15 protein-coding genes and 1 tRNA gene are annotated in these 17,863 nt (G+C 66.6%); 3 read left to right on the top strand and 13 right to left on the bottom strand.

The genetic code is table 11. The features are described 5' to 3' along the window. Positions 1 to 26: 26 nt before the first annotated feature. Positions 27 to 962, top strand: coding sequence for an arginase family protein (locus tag DWG20_RS01520; protein WP_115432099.1), 936 nt, complete (start codon positions 27 to 29; stop codon positions 960 to 962). Between the two features lie 85 nt (positions 963 to 1,047). Here DWG20_RS01520 and ydiJ read toward each other — a convergent pair whose 3' ends face one another. From ydiJ to DWG20_RS01535, 3 genes are all read right to left on the bottom strand, one after another. Next, positions 1,048 to 4,083 carry a D-2-hydroxyglutarate dehydrogenase YdiJ gene (ydiJ, locus tag DWG20_RS01525; RefSeq protein ID WP_115432100.1) on the bottom strand — a complete coding sequence of 1,012 codons (3,036 nt, stop codon included), beginning with the start codon at positions 4,081 to 4,083 and terminating at the stop codon, positions 1,048 to 1,050. A 71-nt stretch (positions 4,084 to 4,154) separates the two neighbouring features. After that, a complete protein-coding gene (locus DWG20_RS01530; RefSeq protein WP_115432101.1) occupies positions 4,155 to 5,432 on the bottom strand; it encodes an aspartate aminotransferase family protein in 1,278 nt (425 codons plus the stop codon). 10 nt (positions 5,433 to 5,442) lie between these two features. Then, the gene (locus tag DWG20_RS01535; protein WP_115432102.1) at positions 5,443 to 6,489 is read right to left on the bottom strand and encodes a DUF1338 domain-containing protein; all 1,047 of its coding nucleotides are present in this window, start codon (positions 6,487 to 6,489) and stop codon (positions 5,443 to 5,445) included. A gap of 139 nt (positions 6,490 to 6,628) precedes the next feature. Here DWG20_RS01535 and gcvA point away from each other — a divergent pair, with 139 nt between their 5' ends. Continuing rightward, a complete protein-coding gene (gcvA, locus tag DWG20_RS01540; protein ID WP_115432103.1) occupies positions 6,629 to 7,519 on the top strand; it encodes a transcriptional regulator GcvA in 891 nt (296 codons plus the stop codon). Positions 7,520 to 7,526: 7 nt separating this feature from the next. Here the strand turns inward: gcvA and DWG20_RS01545 are convergent, their stop codons facing one another. The 10 genes from DWG20_RS01545 to DWG20_RS01590 form a co-directional block, all read right to left on the bottom strand. After that, positions 7,527 to 7,874, bottom strand: a complete 348-nt coding sequence (locus tag DWG20_RS01545; protein ID WP_115432104.1) for a hypothetical protein — start codon at positions 7,872 to 7,874, stop codon at positions 7,527 to 7,529. 187 nt (positions 7,875 to 8,061) lie between these two features. After that, the gene (astD, locus tag DWG20_RS01550; protein WP_115432105.1) at positions 8,062 to 9,525 is read right to left on the bottom strand and encodes a succinylglutamate-semialdehyde dehydrogenase; all 1,464 of its coding nucleotides are present in this window, start codon (positions 9,523 to 9,525) and stop codon (positions 8,062 to 8,064) included. A 4-nt stretch (positions 9,526 to 9,529) separates the two neighbouring features. Next, the gene (astA, locus tag DWG20_RS01555) at positions 9,530 to 10,558 is read right to left on the bottom strand and encodes an arginine N-succinyltransferase (RefSeq protein ID WP_115432106.1); all 1,029 of its coding nucleotides are present in this window, start codon (positions 10,556 to 10,558) and stop codon (positions 9,530 to 9,532) included. After that, a complete protein-coding gene (locus DWG20_RS01560) occupies positions 10,555 to 11,607 on the bottom strand; it encodes an arginine N-succinyltransferase (protein ID WP_115432107.1) in 1,053 nt (350 codons plus the stop codon). The genes astA and DWG20_RS01560 overlap by 4 nt, the downstream gene beginning before the upstream one ends. A gap of 16 nt (positions 11,608 to 11,623) precedes the next feature. Next, a complete protein-coding gene (locus DWG20_RS01565; protein ID WP_115432108.1) occupies positions 11,624 to 12,847 on the bottom strand; it encodes an aspartate aminotransferase family protein in 1,224 nt (407 codons plus the stop codon). A gap of 115 nt (positions 12,848 to 12,962) precedes the next feature. After that, complete coding sequence (locus DWG20_RS01570; RefSeq protein ID WP_245944746.1) at positions 12,963 to 13,937, bottom strand: GlxA family transcriptional regulator; 975 nt, start codon at positions 13,935 to 13,937, stop codon at positions 12,963 to 12,965. 14 nt (positions 13,938 to 13,951) lie between these two features. Continuing rightward, entirely contained in the window at positions 13,952 to 14,719 is a 768-nt protein-coding gene (locus DWG20_RS01575; RefSeq protein WP_115432110.1) for an ABC transporter ATP-binding protein, read from the bottom strand. A 25-nt stretch (positions 14,720 to 14,744) separates the two neighbouring features. Continuing rightward, positions 14,745 to 15,458, bottom strand: a complete 714-nt coding sequence (locus tag DWG20_RS01580; protein ID WP_115432111.1) for an ABC transporter permease — start codon at positions 15,456 to 15,458, stop codon at positions 14,745 to 14,747. Beyond that, complete coding sequence (locus tag DWG20_RS01585; RefSeq protein WP_115432112.1) at positions 15,455 to 16,144, bottom strand: ABC transporter permease; 690 nt, start codon at positions 16,142 to 16,144, stop codon at positions 15,455 to 15,457. The genes DWG20_RS01580 and DWG20_RS01585 overlap by 4 nt, the downstream gene beginning before the upstream one ends. A gap of 203 nt (positions 16,145 to 16,347) precedes the next feature. Then, positions 16,348 to 17,118 (bottom strand): ABC transporter substrate-binding protein, encoded by a 771-nt coding sequence (locus DWG20_RS01590; protein WP_115432113.1) that lies wholly within the window; start codon positions 17,116 to 17,118, stop codon positions 16,348 to 16,350. 659 nt (positions 17,119 to 17,777) lie between these two features. Between DWG20_RS01590 and DWG20_RS01595 the strand changes: the two genes are divergently transcribed. After that, positions 17,778 to 17,851 (top strand) — tRNA-Gly (locus DWG20_RS01595). Positions 17,852 to 17,863: the final 12 nt, after the last annotated feature.

The raw sequence follows: 17,863 nt of genomic DNA on the forward strand, positions 1-17,863 counted from the left end.
CCGCCGCGAGCGAAAGCCCCGCGACCATGCTCGAACACGTCCAACCCGTCCCCGACTGCGCCGAACTCCTCTACGGCGACGGCGCGATCCGCCGCACCTCCCTTTACGGCAGCGGCGTCGAAAACACCTTCGGCGGCACCTTGAGCTTCCTCAGGCGCCGCTACACCCGCGACATCGAAGGCGCCGACGTCGTCGTCAGCGGCATCCCGTTCGACCTCGCGTCGCCGTTCCGCCCCGGCGCGCGCTTCGGCCCGGCTGCGATCCGCGCGCTATCGGTGATGTTCTCCGACCTCAAGCCCTTTCCCTACGGCGTCGATATCTTTGACGAACTGGCGGTCGCCGACTATGGAGACTGCTGGCTCGACGCGCATAGTCCGGCGGGCATCCCGGACACCATCGCCGAGCACGCGCGCGCCATCCTCGCGAGCGGCGCGACGATGCTGACCTTAGGCGGCGACAGCGCGATCACGTATCCCTTGTTGAAAGCGCACGCTCAAAGGCTCGGCCAAGCCTTGAGCCTGATCCGCTTCGGCGCGCACGGCATCGGCCCCGTGCACGGGCCGATCGACGCCGAACGCTCGGTGCAGATCGGCCTGCGCAGCGCGGACGCCGGCCCGCAGGACATCCAGAGTCTCGACGCGCGCTGGGTACACGCGCACGGCCCGCAGAAGACGCTGGAGCGCATTCTCGACGTCGTCGGCGACCGGGCCTGCTATCTGAGTTTCGACATCGGCTGCCTCGACCCGTCCGCCGCGCCGGGCACCGGCAGGCCGCTGCCGGGCGGGCTCACCAGCGCCGACGCGCTGCACATCGTGCGTGGCCTGGCGCCGGCAAGGCTGGTCGGGATGGATATCGTCGAGGTGTCGCCGCCGTACGACCGCGGCGACATCACCGCGCTCGTCGCCGCGAACCTCGCGCTCGAGATGCTGTGCGTGCTGCATAGGAGGAAAACCGGGCCCTGAGCTCCCGCACGGCGTCGTAGCGGCGGCGCTTAAAAAAACGCCGGCCGCGTCATGCGGCCGGCGTCTCGTGCTTGCGCTCCGTTCTCTACGCGCCGCGAAGCGCGCAGAGCAGCGCCTGCGCCGGATGCGGCAGCGCTACGCCATCGATCAGCGCCGTCTGGCAGCGGCACGAGTAGCCGGTCGCCAACAGTTCGGTGCCGGCGCGCCCGGCGACGATCGGCGCCCAGCTGAGCTGGTAGATCTTCTCCGACATCGCGCGCTTGTCCGCCTCGTGGCCGTAGGTGCCTGCCATGCCGCAACAGCCGGCGGCCTGCACCTCAAGACTCGCCCCCAGCGCCGAAAACACCTTCTGCCAGTCGGCCACCGCCGCCGGCGCGTTGGTCTTCTCGGTGCAGTGCGGCAGCAGCGCGTAGCTTTTTTCCGAATCACGCGCGCGTTTCGGCAAGGCATCGAGCCGCTCGGCCAACCATTCCTGCAAGAGCGCGACCCGTGGCACCGCGCCGACGCCGAGCGTCTTCGCGTATTCGGCGCGGTAGGTCAGCGTCATCGACGGGTCGACGCCGACGAGAGGCAGGCCGGCGGCCTCGAACGCCTTCAGCATCGCCACGTTGGCCGAGGCTGTCTTCCGGAAACGGCCGAGAAAGCCGTGCACATGCAGCGGCTTGCCGTTGGCGCGGAACGGCGCCAACAGCGGCACGAAGCCGAGCTCGCGCAACAGCTCGAACACGTCGAGCACCAGCGGCGTCTCGAAGTAGCTGGTGAACGCGTCCTGCACGACGACGACCGCGCGCGCCCTGTCGGCCTCGGCCAAGCTTGCGACCGATTCCGGCGTCGCGAGCGCGAAGCCGCGCCTCGCGAGCTCCTTTTGCAGGTCGACGCCCGACAGCAGCGGGCTTTCTACCAGGTTCAGCTTCTTCATCAGCGCGCGGCCGACGCCGCTGCCTACCAGCGCATTGTAGAGCCGCGGCGCGCGCGCCAGCGTCGGCAGCGTCGCCTCCAGCGAGCCGATGAAATGGTCCTTCAGCGGCCGCAGGTAACGCCCGTAGTAGAGCTCGAGGAACTTGGCGCGGAATTCCGGCACGTCGACCTTGATCGGGCACTGGCCGACGCACGACTTGCACGCCAGACACCCGCTCATCGCCTCCATCACCTCGTGCGAGAAGTCGGCCTCGCCGCGCCGTTTGGCGAGCGTATTCCTGACTTTTCCGACAAGGCCTTTCAGCGCGCCGCCCGCACGCAAGCGTGCGCTCTCGGCCACCGGATCGAAGCCGGCATGCGACAGCTGACGCAGCCATTCGCGCAGCAGCGATGCGCGCCCCTTCGGCGAATGACGGCGCTCGCGCGTGCCCTTCCACGACGGGCACATCGCGTCGTCGGGGTCAAAGTTGTAGCAGGCGCCGTTGCCGTTGCAGTGCAGCGCTTCGTCGAACTTTTCGCGCGCCGCGATCGGGATCACCCGGTCGTGCTGGCCGCGCGTCGGCACCTCGTCGATCTTCAGCAGCTCCGCACCCGCCGGCGCAGCGATCTTGCCGGGGTTCAGCTGGTTGTGCGGGTCGAACGCCGCCTTGATCTCTTGCAGGCAGGGGTAGAGCGGGCCGAAGAATTCCGGCGCGTATTCCGAGCGCACGCCCTTGCCGTGCTCGCCCCATAACAGGCCGTGGTACTTCTTCGTCAGCGCGACCACGCCGTCGGTGATCTCGCGCACCAGCGTTTCCTGCGCCGGGTCCTTCATGTCGATCGCCGGGCGCACGTGCAGCACGCCGGCGTCGACGTGGCCGAACATGCCGTAGAAAACGCCGTGGCTGTCGAGTAAGGCGCGGAACTCGGCGATGTAGTCGGCGAGGTTCTCCGGCGGCACCGCGGTGTCCTCGACAAACGGAATCGGCCGCTGGCCGCCCTTAAGGTTGCCGAGCAGGCCTACCGATTTCTTGCGCATCCCCCAGATGCGCGCTACCGCCGCGCCGCGTGCGACGGTGTGGCCGCAGCGGCCGTGCGCCGCTCCCTCACGATCGAGCCTCGATACGACCTCGGCCAACCTTTGCTCGAGTTCCGCGTCGCTGTCGGCGAGGAATTCGACCAGGTTGATGCCCTGCGCCGGCGTCGCGTCGTCGGGAAAGAACTCGCGCACGCCGTGCCAGACGATGTCCTGGCGCGCGAGACCCAGCACCCTGGAGTCGACCGTCTCTATCGACGCGGCGTTCAGCGCCATCAGCGCCTGCGCGTCGCGCAGCGCGGCGTCGAACGTGATATAGCGCACGTTGACGAGCGCGCTCGCGCGCGGGATCGGCAGCACGCCCAGCTTGGCCTCGGCGACGAAGCCGAGCGTGCCCTCGGCGCCGCACAGGATGTTGTTCAGATTGAAGCGCCCGGCCTCGTCGCGGATGTGCGCGAGGTCGTAGCCGGTCAGGCAGCGGTTGAGCTTGGGGAAACGCTCGGCGATCAATTCGGCGTTGTCGCGCTGGATCGCGTCGAGCAGCCGGTGGACCGCGCCGACCTTGTCGTCGCGTTGCTTGATCGCCTCCAGCTCTTCCTCGGCCAACGTTGCCGAATGCCAGAGAGTGCCGCCCAAGAGCACGGTGTCGAGTTCCAGCACGTGGTCGCGCGTCTTGCCATAGAGGCACGAGCCCTGGCCGCTGGCGTCGGTGTTGATCATGCCGCCCAGCGTCGCGCGGTTCGACGTCGACAGCTCGGGCGCGAAGAACAGGCCGTAGGGCTTCAGCGCGGCGTTGAGCTGATCCTTGACCACGCCGGCCTCGACGCGCACCCAGCGCTCGTCGGCGTTGATCTCGAGGATGCGGTTCATGTGGCGCGACACGTCTACCACCAGTCCGTCGGTCAGCGACTGGCCGTTGGTGCCGGTGCCGCCGCCGCGCGGGCTCAACACCAGCGCCTCGAAGCGCGGCTCGGCGGCGAGCTTCGCGATCAATACCAGGTCGTCTGCATGCTTCGGAAACGCGACCGCCTGTGGCAGCAGCTGGTAGATCGAGTTGTCGGTGGCCAGCACGGTGCGGTCGGCGTACGCGTGGCTCAACTCGCCGGCGAATCCCCTCACCTGCAGTTCGGCGATGAAGTCGAGGTAGAGCGAATCGGTGGGCGCGCTGGCGGTCAGACGGGGAATCATGCGGGGGCCTTCGTGGCGTGGCGTCAAAAAAGCCGCCCGCGCGGTGCGCGGACGGCCGAGACGGGACAGTTTCAAACGAGCACCTCGGCCAACGCGTCCTTGATCAGGGCGAAGCCCTCGTCGAGCTGCTCGAACGAGATGGTCAGCGGCGGCAACAGGCGCACGACGTTGCCGTGTTCGCCGGCCGCCATCAACAGCAGACCCCGCTTGCGTGCGGCGGCGAGCAGCGCCTGCAAGCGCTGCGGCGCCGGCTTGCCGTCGTCGACGATCTCGAACGCGCGCATGCCGCCGACGCCGTTGACGCGACCGATGCTCGCGCCGTGCGGGCCGGCCTTAAGACGACCGACGTGGCGCTCGATCAGCGCGCCGATCTCGGCGCTGCGCGCGAGCAGTTGCTCCGAGTCGATCGCGTCGAACACCGCGCTCGCCGCCGCGCACGCGACCGGGTTGCCGGCGTAGGTGCCGCCGAGCCCGCCCGGGGCGAGCGCGTCCATCACGTCGGCGCGGCCGGTCAGCGCCGCGAGCGGGAAGCCTCCGGCGAGGCTCTTGCCCATCACGACGATGTCCGGCGTCACGCCGCTGTGCTCGATCGCGAAAAACTTGCCGCTGCGGCCGAAGCCGCTCTGGATCTCGTCGGCGATCAGCACGATGCCGTGCTTGTCGCACAGCGCGCGCAAGGCCTTCAGGAAATCGAAGTCGGCGACGAGGAAACCGCCCTCGCCCTGCACCGGTTCGATCACGATGGCCGCGACGTCGGCCGGGTCGACCTCGACCTTGAACAGGCGCTCGATCGCCGCGAGAGAAGCTTCTGCGCTCACACCGTTGTCGGCGCTGGCGTACGGTACGTGAAACACCGGGCCGGGCAGCGGGCCGAGGCCCTTCTTGTACGGCGCGACCTTGGCGGTCAAGGCCAGCGTCGCGAGCGTGCGGCCGTGAAAGCCGCCGTCGAAGGCAATCAGCGCGGTGCGGCCGGTGAAGGCGCGCGCGAGCTTGATCGCGTTTTCCATCGCCTCGGCGCCGCTGTTGGTCAGCATGGTGCGCGCGTCGCCCACGATCGGGCAGCGGCGGTTGAGTTCCGATGCCACGTTCAGATACGGCTCGTGCGGCAGCGCGTTGAAGCAGCTGTGCGTGTAGCGTTCGAGCTGCGCCGCGACCGCCTTCATCACCTTCGGGTGACGGTGGCCGGTGTTGAGCACGCCGATGCCGCCGACGAAGTCGATGTAGCGTTTGCCTTCCGTGTCCCACACTTCGGCGTTCTCGGCGCGGTCGAGGTAGACCGGGTGCAGCACCTTGATGCCGCGGCTTACCGTTTCGCCGTATTGCGCGTGCAATGAGTCATTCGTCGTCATTTCTGGCTCCTTAACACGCGGCGGCGGTCATCTTGAAGATGCCCTGCGCGTTCGAGCTGTCGAAGCGCAGGTCGCGCTTTTTCTCGCCGGTGGCCTCGTCGATCACGTCGTCGCGCGTGATGAATTCGTAGAACGAACCGGGTACGACGCGCGTCACGCGCTTGCCGTCGGCGGCGATGAATTCGCGCTCGACCTGACTCGCCTTGAACGCGGTCTGGCGCACGGTGCCGTTGGCCGACACCTCGACCTTGTCCTTGATCGGCAGGCCGCGCGCGCGCAGCTCGTCGGCGAGCGAGAACACGTCGCTCACGTGGTCGGTCGCGTGGTTGAACGCGTTGCCTTCGGTGGAGATCCACGCCATCTCGGCCGATTCGGCGAGCAGCGTCTCGTAAGCTTCGACGCTAGGCGTGGCGTGCTGCACGGCGAAGCAGCCTACGAGCTTGGGCAACAGCTCTGCGGCGTCGTCGAAAGGCAGCGAACGGGTCTCGGCCAAGGTGGCGAGCAGCGCCTTGGCGCGCGCGTCGAGCGGGTCGCGCGAGGTGCCGACGACCTGCTTCACCGCGTCCTGGAACGCCGGCGAAAATTGATCGGTATGCAGTTCGGACACGAAGAACTGCGCGACCGACTCGGGCGCGTCGATATGGCAGTAGGCGCGGCCGGTCATCTTGAGTTTCGCCAGCGGGTAGAGGCCGGCGACGGCAAAGCCGAGCGGCTCGAGGAAGCGCTTGAACGCCAGTTCGCCGGTCGGCAGCGCGCCGGTATCGGTGCCGGCAACCGTGCGCAGCGCGCCGTGGTCGAACACCACCTTGCCGCCGGCTTCGAGCTTGTCGGCGACGTAGGCCTTGCCCTCGGGCACCGCGTCGAGGTTCTTCGCGAACAGCAGCATGTTCATCGCCTGCGCGACGATCACGCGCGGCACGTTGGCCGAGCACTCGGCCAACAGTTTCGCGTCGACTTCGATCATGTTGAACAGCTCGGCGGCCTTGTCGCGGCCGGCGGCCTTTTCCAGCAGTTTCCCCAGTTGCGTGTTCTCGAAGCCCTGCCCTGCCTGTGCCATATCGGAATACCTTTCACTCGGGCGTCCGGCGGGCCTATCCCGCCGCTTCTGCCGCCTTGACGGGAAAATCTTAATCCTTTTGCGACGAGTCTCAAGCGATGTATTCTGCTGACTTCATTCGTAAAAATCATGAACCCGCATGCGACGCACCCTTCCCTCGCTGATGGCGCTGCAATGCTTCGACGCCGCCGTCAGACATCTCAGTTTCACGCGCGCCGCCGAAGAACTGAACCTGACGCAAAGCGCGGTCAGCCGGCAGATCCGCGCGCTCGAGGACTTCCTCGGACGGCCGCTGTTCGAACGCGTCAAGCAACGGCTGGTACTGACCAGCGCCGGCGAAGGCTACGCCGCCGCGATCCGCGACGTGCTCGACCGCGCCGAGGCGGCGACGCTGCAGCTGATGGCGCACGGCAACGACGGCGGCGTGCTGAGGCTCGCGGTGCTGCCGACCTTTGGTTCGCGCTGGCTGGTGCCGCGCCTCGGCGACTTCGCGCGGCGCCACCCGGACGTCGAGCTCGACCTCGTCACCCAGGTGCGGCCGTTCGACTTCGACAAGATCGGCGCCGACGCGGCGATCCACTTCGGCCCGGCGCTGTGGCCGGGCGCGACCTGCCACCGGCTGATGGGAGAAGCGATCGTGCCGGTATGCTCGCCGGCACTGCTTAAGGGCAAGAAGGGACTAGCCGACGCGCGCGAACTCGCCGGCTTCACGCTGTTGCAGCACACGACGCGCCCGCAGGCGTGGAACGAATGGCTGCACGCGGCCGGCGTCGACGACGTCGACGGCCTGAAGGGCCCGCGCTTCGAGCAGATCTACATGGTGATCCAGGCGGCGATCGCCGGCCTCGGCGTCGCGGTGCTGCCGCACTTCCTGGTCGAAGAGGAACTGAGGGACGGACGGCTGGTGGTCGCGGTAGACAAGCCGGTGCACAGCCAGCACGCGTACTACCTGGTGCACCCGGCGACCAAGAGCGATCTCTACCCGGTCAGGGCGTTCCGCGAGTGGCTGCTCGAACAGGTGGGGGCGTAGCAGCCGCTCAACGCATATAGGTCAGGTAGGCCCAGCCCGCGGCGATGTTCGACATCAGCGCGACGCCGACCGCGAAGCCGACGCCCGACGCCATCTCCCACATCAAGAGCAACTGCCGCGCCGACGGAAAGTCCCGGCCGATCGCGTGCGCGAGCTCGGCGCTACACAGGAGGCCGGTGCACAGCACCGCCCACTTGAACAGATAGCCGGGCAGGAGCTGGCGCTGCTCACGGTTGTAGCGGTAGTTCTGCTCGCGCAAGAGAAAGTCCCCGCGCGCCGCGCTCCTGAAGTGCCGGAACGGCATGTAGTACAGGTAAAGCCGGCGCAGGACTCCACGGTCGATTGTTGTCTGCATGCTTGCCACTCCTTGCGTACCGGACCCGTCCGCCCGGGACTGACCGGCAAGCCCGGGCGGCGCGGGTCGCATTCTTGAATATAGGCCGCACCGGCGGCGCAGACAGTCCGCGGCAACGCGCAAAACGCAAAAAAACGGCCCGACGTCCGCCGGGCCGAAATCCCTCATCGCACGCTCAATCCCTTGCTTAGAACTTCATCCCCGGCGACAGCTGCGCCGGCATCGTCAGCGCCTCGGCCTCGACCGACGCCATCGGGTACGCGCAGTAGTCGGCCGCGTAGTAGGCGCCCGGGCGGTGGTTGCCCGAGTTGCCGACGCCGCCGAAAGGCGCGGCCGACGACGCGCCGTTGGTAGGCTTGTTCCAGTTGACCACGCCGGCGCGGATCTCCCGGTTGAAGCGCTGCCACAGCGCCGCATCGTCGGCCAGGAGCGCCGCTGACAGGCCGTATTCGGTGTCGTTGGCGAGTTCCAGCGCGAGGTCGAAGTCGCGGTAGCGGATGATCTGCGTCAGCGGGCCGAAGTATTCGTCGTCCGGCAGTTCGGCCACGCCGGTCACGTCGAGGATGGCCGGCGTGACGAAGGCCTTGCCGTCCTCTAGCTGACGCATTTCAAGAACCGGCGTGGCGCCCAGCCCGATCAGCCGTGCCTGCGCGGCGAGCATGCCTTGCGCGGCCTTCAGCGACACCATCGCGCCCATGAACGGTTGCGGCTCGGCGTCGAACGCACCGACGGTCAGTTGCGACGCGACCTCGGCCAACCTGGCGACGAAGCGGTCGCCGAATTCGCCGTGCGGCACCAGCATGCGGCGCGCGCAGGTGCAGCGCTGGCCGGCCGACAGGAAGGCCGACTGGATCGCGTGGTGGACGGCGGCGTCGAGGTTCGCCGTCTCGGCGACGACGAGAGGGTTGTTGCCGCCCATCTCTAGCGCGAGCATGAAGCCCGGGCGGCCGGCGAACTGCTTGTGCAGCGCGATGCCGGTCGCCGAGCTGCCGGTGAACAGCAGGCCGTCGATATCCTTATGCTGCGACAGCGCGACGCCGGTGTCGCGCTCGCCCTGCACCAGGTTGAGCACGCCGGCCGGCAGGCCGGCCTTGTCCCACAGCTTGACTGCAAGCTCGGCCACGAGCGGCGTCAGTTCGGACGGCTTGAACACCACGGTGTTGCCGGCGATCAGCGCCGGCACGATATGGCCGTTCGGCAGGTGGCCGGGGAAGTTGTACGGGCCGTACACCGCCATCACGCCGTGCGGACGGTGGCGCAGCACGGCCTTGTCGCCGGCGAGATCGCCGGTGCGCTCCCCCGTTCTCTCATCATGCGACTTGATCGAGATCTCGACCTTGCCGACCATCGCAGTGACTTCCTGGCGCGACTCCCACAAGGGCTTGCCGGTCTCTGCGCCGATCGCGCGCGCCAGCTCTTCCTTATGTTGGCCGAGCAGCTCGGCGAAGTTGCGCACGATGGCGACGCGCTCTTCCAGTTTGGTGCGGCGCCACGGCGTGAACGCGCGGCGCGCGGCGTCGACCGCCAGCGCGATGTCGGCCTCGTCGGCGGCGTGGCCGGTCCACACCGGCTCGTTGGTCGCCGGGTTCAGCGACACGAACTCGGCGCCGCGGCCTGCACGCCAGACGCCATCAATAAACAATTGGGACATGGGTTTACCTCTTTGTCGGGTAGAGCGTCATCGCGCGCACCGTGTCGCCGCCGGCCACGCGCAAGGCGCGCGCCTCTTCGGGGCTCAGACACAGCACGTCGTCGCAAAGGTTGGCCGAGACCTGCATCACGCGAAAATCCTCGAGCGAACCGTTGGCGACCAGGTAGCGCTCGCCGTCGGCGCGTGCGACGTCTGCGATCTCGACCGGCAGCACGCGGCTGTCGTGCATCACGCGCAAGGCGTCGACGCGCGACTCGAGCACCGGGCCGCCCTCGAAGATGTCGAGGTGGCCTTCCATGCGCAGCCCTTCGGCTTCGAGCAAACGACGCGCCGGTTCGGTGTCGGCATGCGTCTTGCCGATGCATTCGCGCGCGTCGTCGGGCAGGAAGTCGACGTACACCGGGTAGCGCGGCATCAGCTCGGCGAGGAAGGACTTCTTGCCGAGCGCGACGAGGCGGTCAGCCTCGTGGAAGTCGATCTGGTAGAAGTGCGCGCCGAGCGCGTTCCAGAACGGCGACTCGCCGTTCTCGTCGAAGTGGCCGCGCATCTCGGCGCAGATGTGTTCGGCGAAGCGTTCGGGAAACTGCGCGAGGAATAGGAAGCGCGACTTCGACAACAGCGCACCGTTGCCGCCGCCGCGGAACTCGGGGTCGAGGAACAGCGTGCACAGCTCCGAATAGCCGGTCAGCCCGTGCGACATGTAGAGCTTGTCCATCTTCGTCCAGGTGCCGAGTTCGCGGCTCGCGTGCACGAAGCTGTCCATCCGGTAGGTGTAGAACGGCTGCTCGAGGCCGACCGCGACCTCGAGACCGCAGACGCCTGCGACGCGGCCGCTGTCGCTGTCCTCCATCACGAACAGATAGCCCTGCTCGGCCAAGGTCGCCGTTCCGTCAACGGTGCGACGCACGCGCTCGAGGCGCGCGCCCTGCGCGTCGGCGTCGGGCTTCAGCGTGGTCATGCCCGGGCCGGCCTTGTGGGCCAGGTCGACCAGCGCGGCGACGTCGTCGGGCCGGCTCATACGCATCACGATCATGGGCGGGCCCTCCCGTTGTTCAAGCGCACGCAGCGCACCTCGTCGCCGTCGGCGATCTCGAGCACGTCGGCGGCCGCCTGCGGCAGCACCACCTCGGCGTACAGACGCGCCGGCAGCCTTACGATGACCGCGCGGAAGTCCTCGGTCAGCGTGTTGCTGACCATATAGGGCAAGAGCTCGTCGGCGTCGCCCGCCGCGTCTCCGCGCAGCGCGACGAAGAGCTCGCTGTGGCGCACCGAATGGCACAGGTCGAGCGCCGCGGTCAGCACCGGGCCGGCGTCGAAGATGTCGACGAAACGGTCCGGCTCCAGCCCCTCGTCGACGTGGCAGCGGTAGGGCACGCGCGCGTCCGGGTGCGGCTCGCCCATCACGCGCTGCGCTTCGCCCGACAACAGCGGCACGTAGAGCGGGTCGGCCGGCATCATCTCGGCGATGAAGGTGCGGCCGCGCCCGCCCGACGCGATCTCCATCTGAGTGAAGTCGCGGCCGAAGAACTTGCGCCCGACGCCTTCCCAGAAAGGCGAGTGGCCGTTCTCGTCGGCGACGCCCGGCAGCACGGTGAAGATCGCGTCGGTGAAGCGCTGGCGGTGCTGCGCGGCGAACATCAGCCGCGCGCGCGACAACAGGTCGGGCACGTGCTCGGCCAAGGTGAACGCCTCGCTGTCCAGATAGAAGCCTGTCAGCCGGCTGCGCCCGGTCAGCTCGTGCGACATCGCCAGCACGTGGATGCGGCGGTTGACGCGCAATTCCGGCGACGCGTGGACGACGACGTCGTTGCGGAACGCATAGAACGGCTCGGAAAAGCCGGCGATCGCGACGATGCCGGCGGTGCCGTGCAGGCGCCCGGTGTCCGAGTCCTCGAGCACGAAGAGGTAGCCCTCCTCGCCCGGGTAGTCGGCGTCGGCGCGCAGCGAATGGATCGAATGGCTGACCAGCTCCTGCAGCCGCTGCCGATCGGGCGGCAGCGAGTGCAGGATCGGACCTCTCGAGCGCGCCATGCGCTCGATCTGGTCGAGGTCGGACAGTTTGCTCGGTCTGACGAAGAGCATGGCGGCCTCTCGGTATTTAAACGGACTGAGCCGCGAGCACTTCGGCGACCACCGCCTCGAAGCGCTTGAGGCCCTCTTGCAGGTCGTCCTCGGGGATGACCAGCGACGGCGCGAAACGGACGACGTTGGGACCGGCGACCAGGATCACGAGGCCGTGCTTCGCGCCGACGTTGACGAAGTCCTTGGACTTGCCGGCCAGCTCGCCGGTGAGCTCGGCGCCGATCAACAGGCCCGCGCCGCGCACGTCGCGAAACACGCGTTGCGTCTCGTTGATGCGCGCGAGGCCGTCTACGATCAGGTCGTGGCGGCGCTTCACGCCGTCGAGCACTTCCGGCGTGTTCACCAGTTCGATCACCTTGTCGGCGACCACGCACGCGAGCGGGTTGCCGCCGTAGGTCGAGCCATGCGTGCCGACGACGAAGGACGCGGCGATCTTCTTCGTCGTCAGCATCGCGCCGACCGGGAAGCCGTTGCCGAGCGCCTTGGCGCTGGTCAGGATGTCCGGCGTCACGCCGTAGCCCATATAGGCGAACAGCGAACCCGAGCGGCCGACGCCGATCTGCACCTCGTCGAAGATCAGCAAGGCGCCGTGCTTGTCGCACAGCTCGCGCAGCTTCTTCAGGTATTCCGGGCTCGCCGGCAGCACGCCGCCCTCGCCCTGCACCGGCTCGACGATCACCGCGCAGGTGTTACCGTCGATCGCCGCCTCGGCGGCGGCGAGGTTGTTGAATTCGATGTGGTCCAGGTCGCCCGGCAGCGGCGCGAAGCCCTCGGTGTACTTGGGCTGGCCGCCGACGCTGACGGTGAACAGCGTGCGGCCGTGAAAGGACTGCTTGCACGAGACGATCTTGGTTTTTTCTGCGCCGAAGTGGTCGAACGCGTAGCGGCGCGCGAGCTTCAGCGCGGCCTCGTTGGCCTCGGCGCCGCTGTTGCTGAAGAACACGCGCTCGGCGAAGGTCGACTCGGTAAGACGGCGCGCGAGGCGCAGCGCCGGCTCGTTGGTGAAGGTGTTGGAGAGGTGCCAGAGGCGGTCGACCTGCTCGTGCAGCACGCGGGTCAGCTCCGGGTGCAGGTGGCCGAGGCTGGTCACCGCAATGCCGGAGGCGAAGTCGATATATTCGTTGCCGTCCTGGTCCCACAGGCGCGAGCCCTTGCCGGAAACCGGAATGAATGCGGCCGGCGAATAATTGGGCACCATGACTTCATCGAAAGTCTGGCGGTTAACGATAGCGGACGACATGGAATCTCCTTCTGGCTTTATCGGATGCGACAGACCGATTCTATTCCGGCCATTTTTTGCCACATCCGTAAAAACGACACGGGGCTTTCTATTTCTGCCATGGTGCTTATTCGAATCACGGTTTTTCGCCGCCGCTCATTTCGGCTAGCAGACGTTCTTCACGCGGTGCCATACCGAAATGGGAACGATAAACGGTGGAAAAATGAGGACCGGAAGAAAAACCGCAAGACAGGCCGATCTGCGCGACCGACTTATTGGTCCGCTGCAATAAGGTGCGCGCCTTTTCCAGGCGCAATTGCAGGTAATAACGCGACGGCGCGATATCGAGGTACTGCTTGAACAGCCGTTCGAGGTGACGACGCGACTGGCCGGTGAAGCGCGCGATCTCGTCGGTGGTCAGCGGCTCCTCGATATTGGCCTCCATCAGCATCACCGCCTCGGTGAGCTTCGGCTGGCGCTCGCCGAGCCGGTTCGCCAGCGGCACGCGCTGGCGCTCGTTGCTCGCACGGATGCGCTCGGCGCACAACGCTTCGGCGATGGCCTCGGCCAACGTCGCGCCGTGCCACCGGCCGATCAGCGCCAAGACGCCGTCGAGCACGGCGAGGCCGCCGCCGCTCGAGAAGCGGTCGCGGTCGATCTCGAACACGTGCTGGCTTGCGATCACCTTGCGGAAGCGCTCGGCAAAAGCCGCGTTCTCCTGCCAGTGTATCGTCGCGCGGTAGCCGTCGAGCACGCCGGCGGCGGCGAGCCACCAGGCGCCGGCGTGCACGCCGCCCATCAGCGACACGCGCTGCGAAAGGCGCGCGAGCGCGCCCTGCAGAAACACCGCGTCGGCGAAGCCGCCTATCCCCTCGCTGAGCACGAAGAGCTGCTCGCAGGCCGCGCCGTCGCGCAGCGCGCCGTGCACCGGAAAGGCAAGGCCTCCCGCCAGCGCCACCGGCTCGCCGTCCCACGAGTAGTACTTCACGTCGTAGAGCTTCTTGCCCGTCAGGCGGTTGGCGAGCGAGAACGGCTCGGCGAGGCAGCCGATGCCGAGCGACGAACAAGGCGGCAACAGCACGATCGCGACGCTTGCGGTCTGCTCCATCATGCCGCCCGCCGACCTCACTTCAGGCTGCCGGTCAGGAACTGCTTGAGGCGCTCGCTTTTCGGCTGGTTCAGCACCACGTCCGGATGCCCTTCCTCCTCGACACGGCCCTGGTGCAGGAAGACGACGTGGTTCGACACGTTGCGCGCGAAGCCCATCTCGTGCGTGACGACGACCATGGTGCGGCCCTCCTCGGCCAACGATTGCATCACCTTCAGCACCTCGCCGACCAGTTCCGGGTCGAGCGCGCTGGTCGGCTCGTCGAACAGCATCACCTCCGGCTCCATCGCCAGCGCGCGCGCGATCGCGACGCGCTGCTGCATGCCGCCCGACAGGTGCGACGGGTACTTGTCCTCTACGTTAGCCGGCAGGCCGACCTTGGCCAGGTACTTGCGCGCGCGCGCCTCGGCCTCGGCTCGGCCAACCCCGAGCACGTGCATCGGCGCCTCGACGATGTTCTCCAGCACCGTCATGTGCGCCCACAGGTTGAAGTGCTGGAACACCATCGACAGCTTGGTGCGCATCGCCTGCAGCTGCTTCGGGTTGGCGACGCGCAGCGCGCCCTTTCGATCCTTCTCGGTGCGGATCTCCTCCGAATTCACCGTGATGCGCCCGGCGCACGGCTGCTCGAGGAAGTTGATGCAGCGCAGGAAGGTGCTCTTGCCCGACCCGCTCGAACCGATGATGCTGATCACGTCGCCGGCTTTGGCCTTCAGCGACACGCCCTTCAGCACCTCGTGGCTGCCGTATTTCTTGTGCAGATCGTCAACAATCAACTTGTACATTTCGATGGACTCCGTTGCAGCCGGATCAATGCGTCTGCGGCTTGAGGAAGGCGAGCCAGTGCATTTCGCAGCGGCGGAACAGCCAGACCAGGAAGAAGGCGATACAGGCGTACAGCGCTGCGGCGATGCCGAACGCCTCGAACGACGCGTAGGTCGCCGAATTGACGTCGCGCGCGACCTTCAGGATGTCGGGCACGGTCGCGGTGAAGGCCACCGTGGTCGCGTGCAGCATCAGGATCACCTCGTTGCTGTAGAACGGCAGCGCACGGCGCAAGGCGGACGGGATGATCACGCGGCGGTACAGCGTGAACTTCGACATGCCGTAGGCGCGCGCCGCCTCGATCTCGCCGTAGGGCGTCGCCTTGATCGCGCCGGCGAAGATTTCCGTCGTGTACGCGCAGGTGTTGAGCGCGAACGCGAGCACCGTACAGTTGAAGCCCTCGCGGAAGAACGCGTTCAGCAGGTCGTGCGACTGCACCACGTTGAGGCTGTAGACGCCGGAATAAAAGATCAGCAGCTGGATATAGAGCGGCGTGCCGCGAAACACGTAGGTATAAAACCACACCGGACCGCGGAGATATGGATTCTTGGAAACCCGCGCGACCGCGAGCGGCACCGACAGCACGAAGCCGATCGCGATCGAAATCACCAGCAGCCACAAGGTCATCGCCAGACCGGACAAGTGGACGCCGTCGCTCCACAAATACGCCTGCCAGTATTCCTGAATGATTTCGATCATAGCTCCGCCTTTCTGACGCCGACCGAATAACGGCGCTCAAGCCAGATCAGCACCCCGTTCGACACACTGGTGATCGCCAGATAAATCAGCGCGCCGACCACGGTGAAATAAAAGAACTGCATCGACCCTTTCCCGGCGTCCTGCGTCGCCTTCACGATGTCGGACAGGCCGATGATCGACACCAGCGCGGTCGCCTTGATCAGCACCTGCCAGTTGTTGCCGATGCCCGGCAGCGCGAAACGCATCATTTGCGGGAACAGCACGCGGCGGAACACCTTCCACGGGTTCATCCCGTACGACACCGCCGCCTCGAGCTGGCCGCGCGGCACCGACTGGAACGCGCCGCGGAAGGTCTCGGTGAAGTAGGCGCCGTAGATGAAGGCCAGCGTGACGACGCCGGCGAGGAAGGGGTCGATGTTGATCTGCTCGACTTCCAGATGGTCGGTTACCTGATTCAGGAAAATCTGGATACTGTAGAACAGCAACAACATGATCACGAGGTCGGGGATGCTGCGGATCAGCGTGGTATAGCCGGTCGCCACGCCGCGCAGCACGCGGTTGGCCGACAGCTTGGAACTCGCGCCGACGAGCCCGATCAGCACCGACGCCAGCAGCGACAACAGCGCCAGCTTGATCGTCGCCCAGGTGCCGGTGAGGATCAGCGGGCCATAGCCTTCCAGGAACATTGCTCTCTCTCCTTGCTCAACGGATAGCCCGGCCAACGCCGGCTATCCTTCTCGGGGGCGCGCTCTCTTCTGATATCGCGGAAACGCTCGCCCGTTGCGACGCGTCGACCCCGGGCCAGTCGCGTTTTTCGCGCCAGCCCGGGCCGATCGGCCCCGCCCTTTTGGGGCGGAGCCTGGCGTCGGCGACGCTTGGCAGACGCCGCTTAGTGGTAGATATCGAAGTTGAAGTACTTCTTGGAGAGGCGCTGGTAGGTGCCGTCCTTGTGCAACTCGGCGATCGCCTTGTTGATCTGCTGGCGCAGGTCGTTATCTTCCTTCCTGAGGCCGATCGCGGTGCCGGTGCCCAGCGTTTTCGGGTCGTTCAGGTTCGGGCCGGCGAACGCGAAGTCGCGGCCGCGCGCGGTCTTCAGGAAGCCGATATCGGCCTGGACCGCGTCCTGCAAGGTCGCGTCCAGACGGCCGGATGCGAGGTCGGCCAGCACCAGGTCCTGGTTCTGGTAGGGCACCACCGCCACGCCCTTGGCTTCCCAGTAGGTCTTGGCGTAGGTTTCCTGCGTCGTGCCCTGCTCGACGCCGACGCGCTTGCCGCGCAGCGACTCGGCGGTCGGCATCAAGCTGACGCCTTTCTTCGCGACCATGCGCACCGGCGCGTTGAACAGCTTGTCGGTGAAGGCGATCTGCTGCTGGCGCTTCTCGGTCACCGACAGCGACGACAGCACGCCGTCGAATTTCTTCGCCTTCAGCGCCGGGATCATGCCGTCGAAATCGTTCTCGACCCACACGCACTTGGCCTTCAGCTTCTCGCAGATCGCGTTGCCGAGGTCGACGTCGAAGCCGACCAGCTTGCCGTCGGGAGCCTTCGATTCGAACGGCGCGTACGACGCGTCGACGCCGAAGCGGATGACCTTCCAGTCCTTCGCATAAACACCCGTGGACGCCAGGGCGAGCACCACCGAAATGACGAGCTTCTTCATTGAGACTTCTCCGTAGACTGGTGAGACTGCGATGCGCATCGAGGCACACCGTTTTTTTTGATGCCGGTTTTTATTCAGCAACCGTGCTGGGCATTCCGAAAGATCGGCTCGCGTCCCCCTGTCTCGGCGCCACGCCTTGCGGCGAGGCGGCTTTTTCCGGGGGACGGCAAGACGCTCCATTCGGAGTGCCGGCGAGTGGATGGTTTCAGCTATTGCCCGCCCGGACAATTGTGGTCAGCACGCCCACCGCCGCGTTGCTGCACCGCAAAACCCGAAAACCAATCAATAAATTAACCTTACAAATCAACATATTAAACATAATTTTCGTCGTATTTCAGTCGCCACCAGCCGTGCGTCTCCCCCACGACTTCTGTAGGCCTTTGTCGCTTTTGCGAAATTCGAAACGGGCGCTCGGGCGGTGTATGTGCGGCGTTTTTGCCGCAGCCCCGCGAAAAATGGCAGCGACCGCAGCGGCAAACAATGTGAAATGCCGCGTCGGCACGCGGCGTTTGGACCCCAGCCACCTCGCCCGGCCGGACGACGGCGAAACCGGATCGACAAAGGGCACGCGCCCCGGCAAGTGATGACATCGGCGAGCCTCGTGCAGGCTTGCCAAGCGGATGAAAAGCCGCTAAATTCGGCGGCTTCTAGCGCGGCACGCGGGTGTAGCTCAATGGCAGAGCCGAAGCTTCCCAAGCTTAAGACGAGGGTTCGATTCCCTTCACCCGCTCCATCCCGCCTTCCC

This window comes from Crenobacter cavernae, assembly GCF_003355495.1.
GTDB lineage: Bacteria > Pseudomonadota > Gammaproteobacteria > Burkholderiales > Chromobacteriaceae > Crenobacter > Crenobacter cavernae.

Bases quoted from the DNA above. Each gene is read 5' to 3' on its own strand.
- DWG20_RS01560 (WP_115432107.1), bottom strand. From the start codon at position 11,607: ATGCTCTTCGTCAGACCGAGCAAACTGTCCGACCTCGACCAGATCGAG.
- ydiJ (WP_115432100.1), bottom strand. From the start codon at position 4,083: ATGATTCCCCGTCTGACCGCCAGCGCGCCCACCGATTCGCTCTACCTC.
- DWG20_RS01520 (WP_115432099.1), top strand. From the start codon at position 27: ATGCTCGAACACGTCCAACCCGTCCCCGACTGCGCCGAACTCCTCTAC.
- astD (WP_115432105.1), bottom strand. From the start codon at position 9,525: ATGTCCCAATTGTTTATTGATGGCGTCTGGCGTGCAGGCCGCGGCGCC.
- astA (WP_115432106.1), bottom strand. From the start codon at position 10,558: ATGATCGTGATGCGTATGAGCCGGCCCGACGACGTCGCCGCGCTGGTC.
- gcvA (WP_115432103.1), top strand. From the start codon at position 6,629: ATGCGACGCACCCTTCCCTCGCTGATGGCGCTGCAATGCTTCGACGCC.
- DWG20_RS01580 (WP_115432111.1), bottom strand. From the start codon at position 15,458: ATGATCGAAATCATTCAGGAATACTGGCAGGCGTATTTGTGGAGCGAC.
- DWG20_RS01535 (WP_115432102.1), bottom strand. From the start codon at position 6,489: ATGGCACAGGCAGGGCAGGGCTTCGAGAACACGCAACTGGGGAAACTG.
- DWG20_RS01570 (WP_245944746.1), bottom strand. From the start codon at position 13,937: ATGATGGAGCAGACCGCAAGCGTCGCGATCGTGCTGTTGCCGCCTTGT.
- DWG20_RS01590 (WP_115432113.1), bottom strand. From the start codon at position 17,118: ATGAAGAAGCTCGTCATTTCGGTGGTGCTCGCCCTGGCGTCCACGGGT.
- DWG20_RS01575 (WP_115432110.1), bottom strand. From the start codon at position 14,719: ATGTACAAGTTGATTGTTGACGATCTGCACAAGAAATACGGCAGCCAC.
- DWG20_RS01545 (WP_115432104.1), bottom strand. From the start codon at position 7,874: ATGCAGACAACAATCGACCGTGGAGTCCTGCGCCGGCTTTACCTGTAC.
- DWG20_RS01565 (WP_115432108.1), bottom strand. From the start codon at position 12,847: ATGTCGTCCGCTATCGTTAACCGCCAGACTTTCGATGAAGTCATGGTG.
- DWG20_RS01585 (WP_115432112.1), bottom strand. From the start codon at position 16,144: ATGTTCCTGGAAGGCTATGGCCCGCTGATCCTCACCGGCACCTGGGCG.
- DWG20_RS01530 (WP_115432101.1), bottom strand. From the start codon at position 5,432: ATGACGACGAATGACTCATTGCACGCGCAATACGGCGAAACGGTAAGC.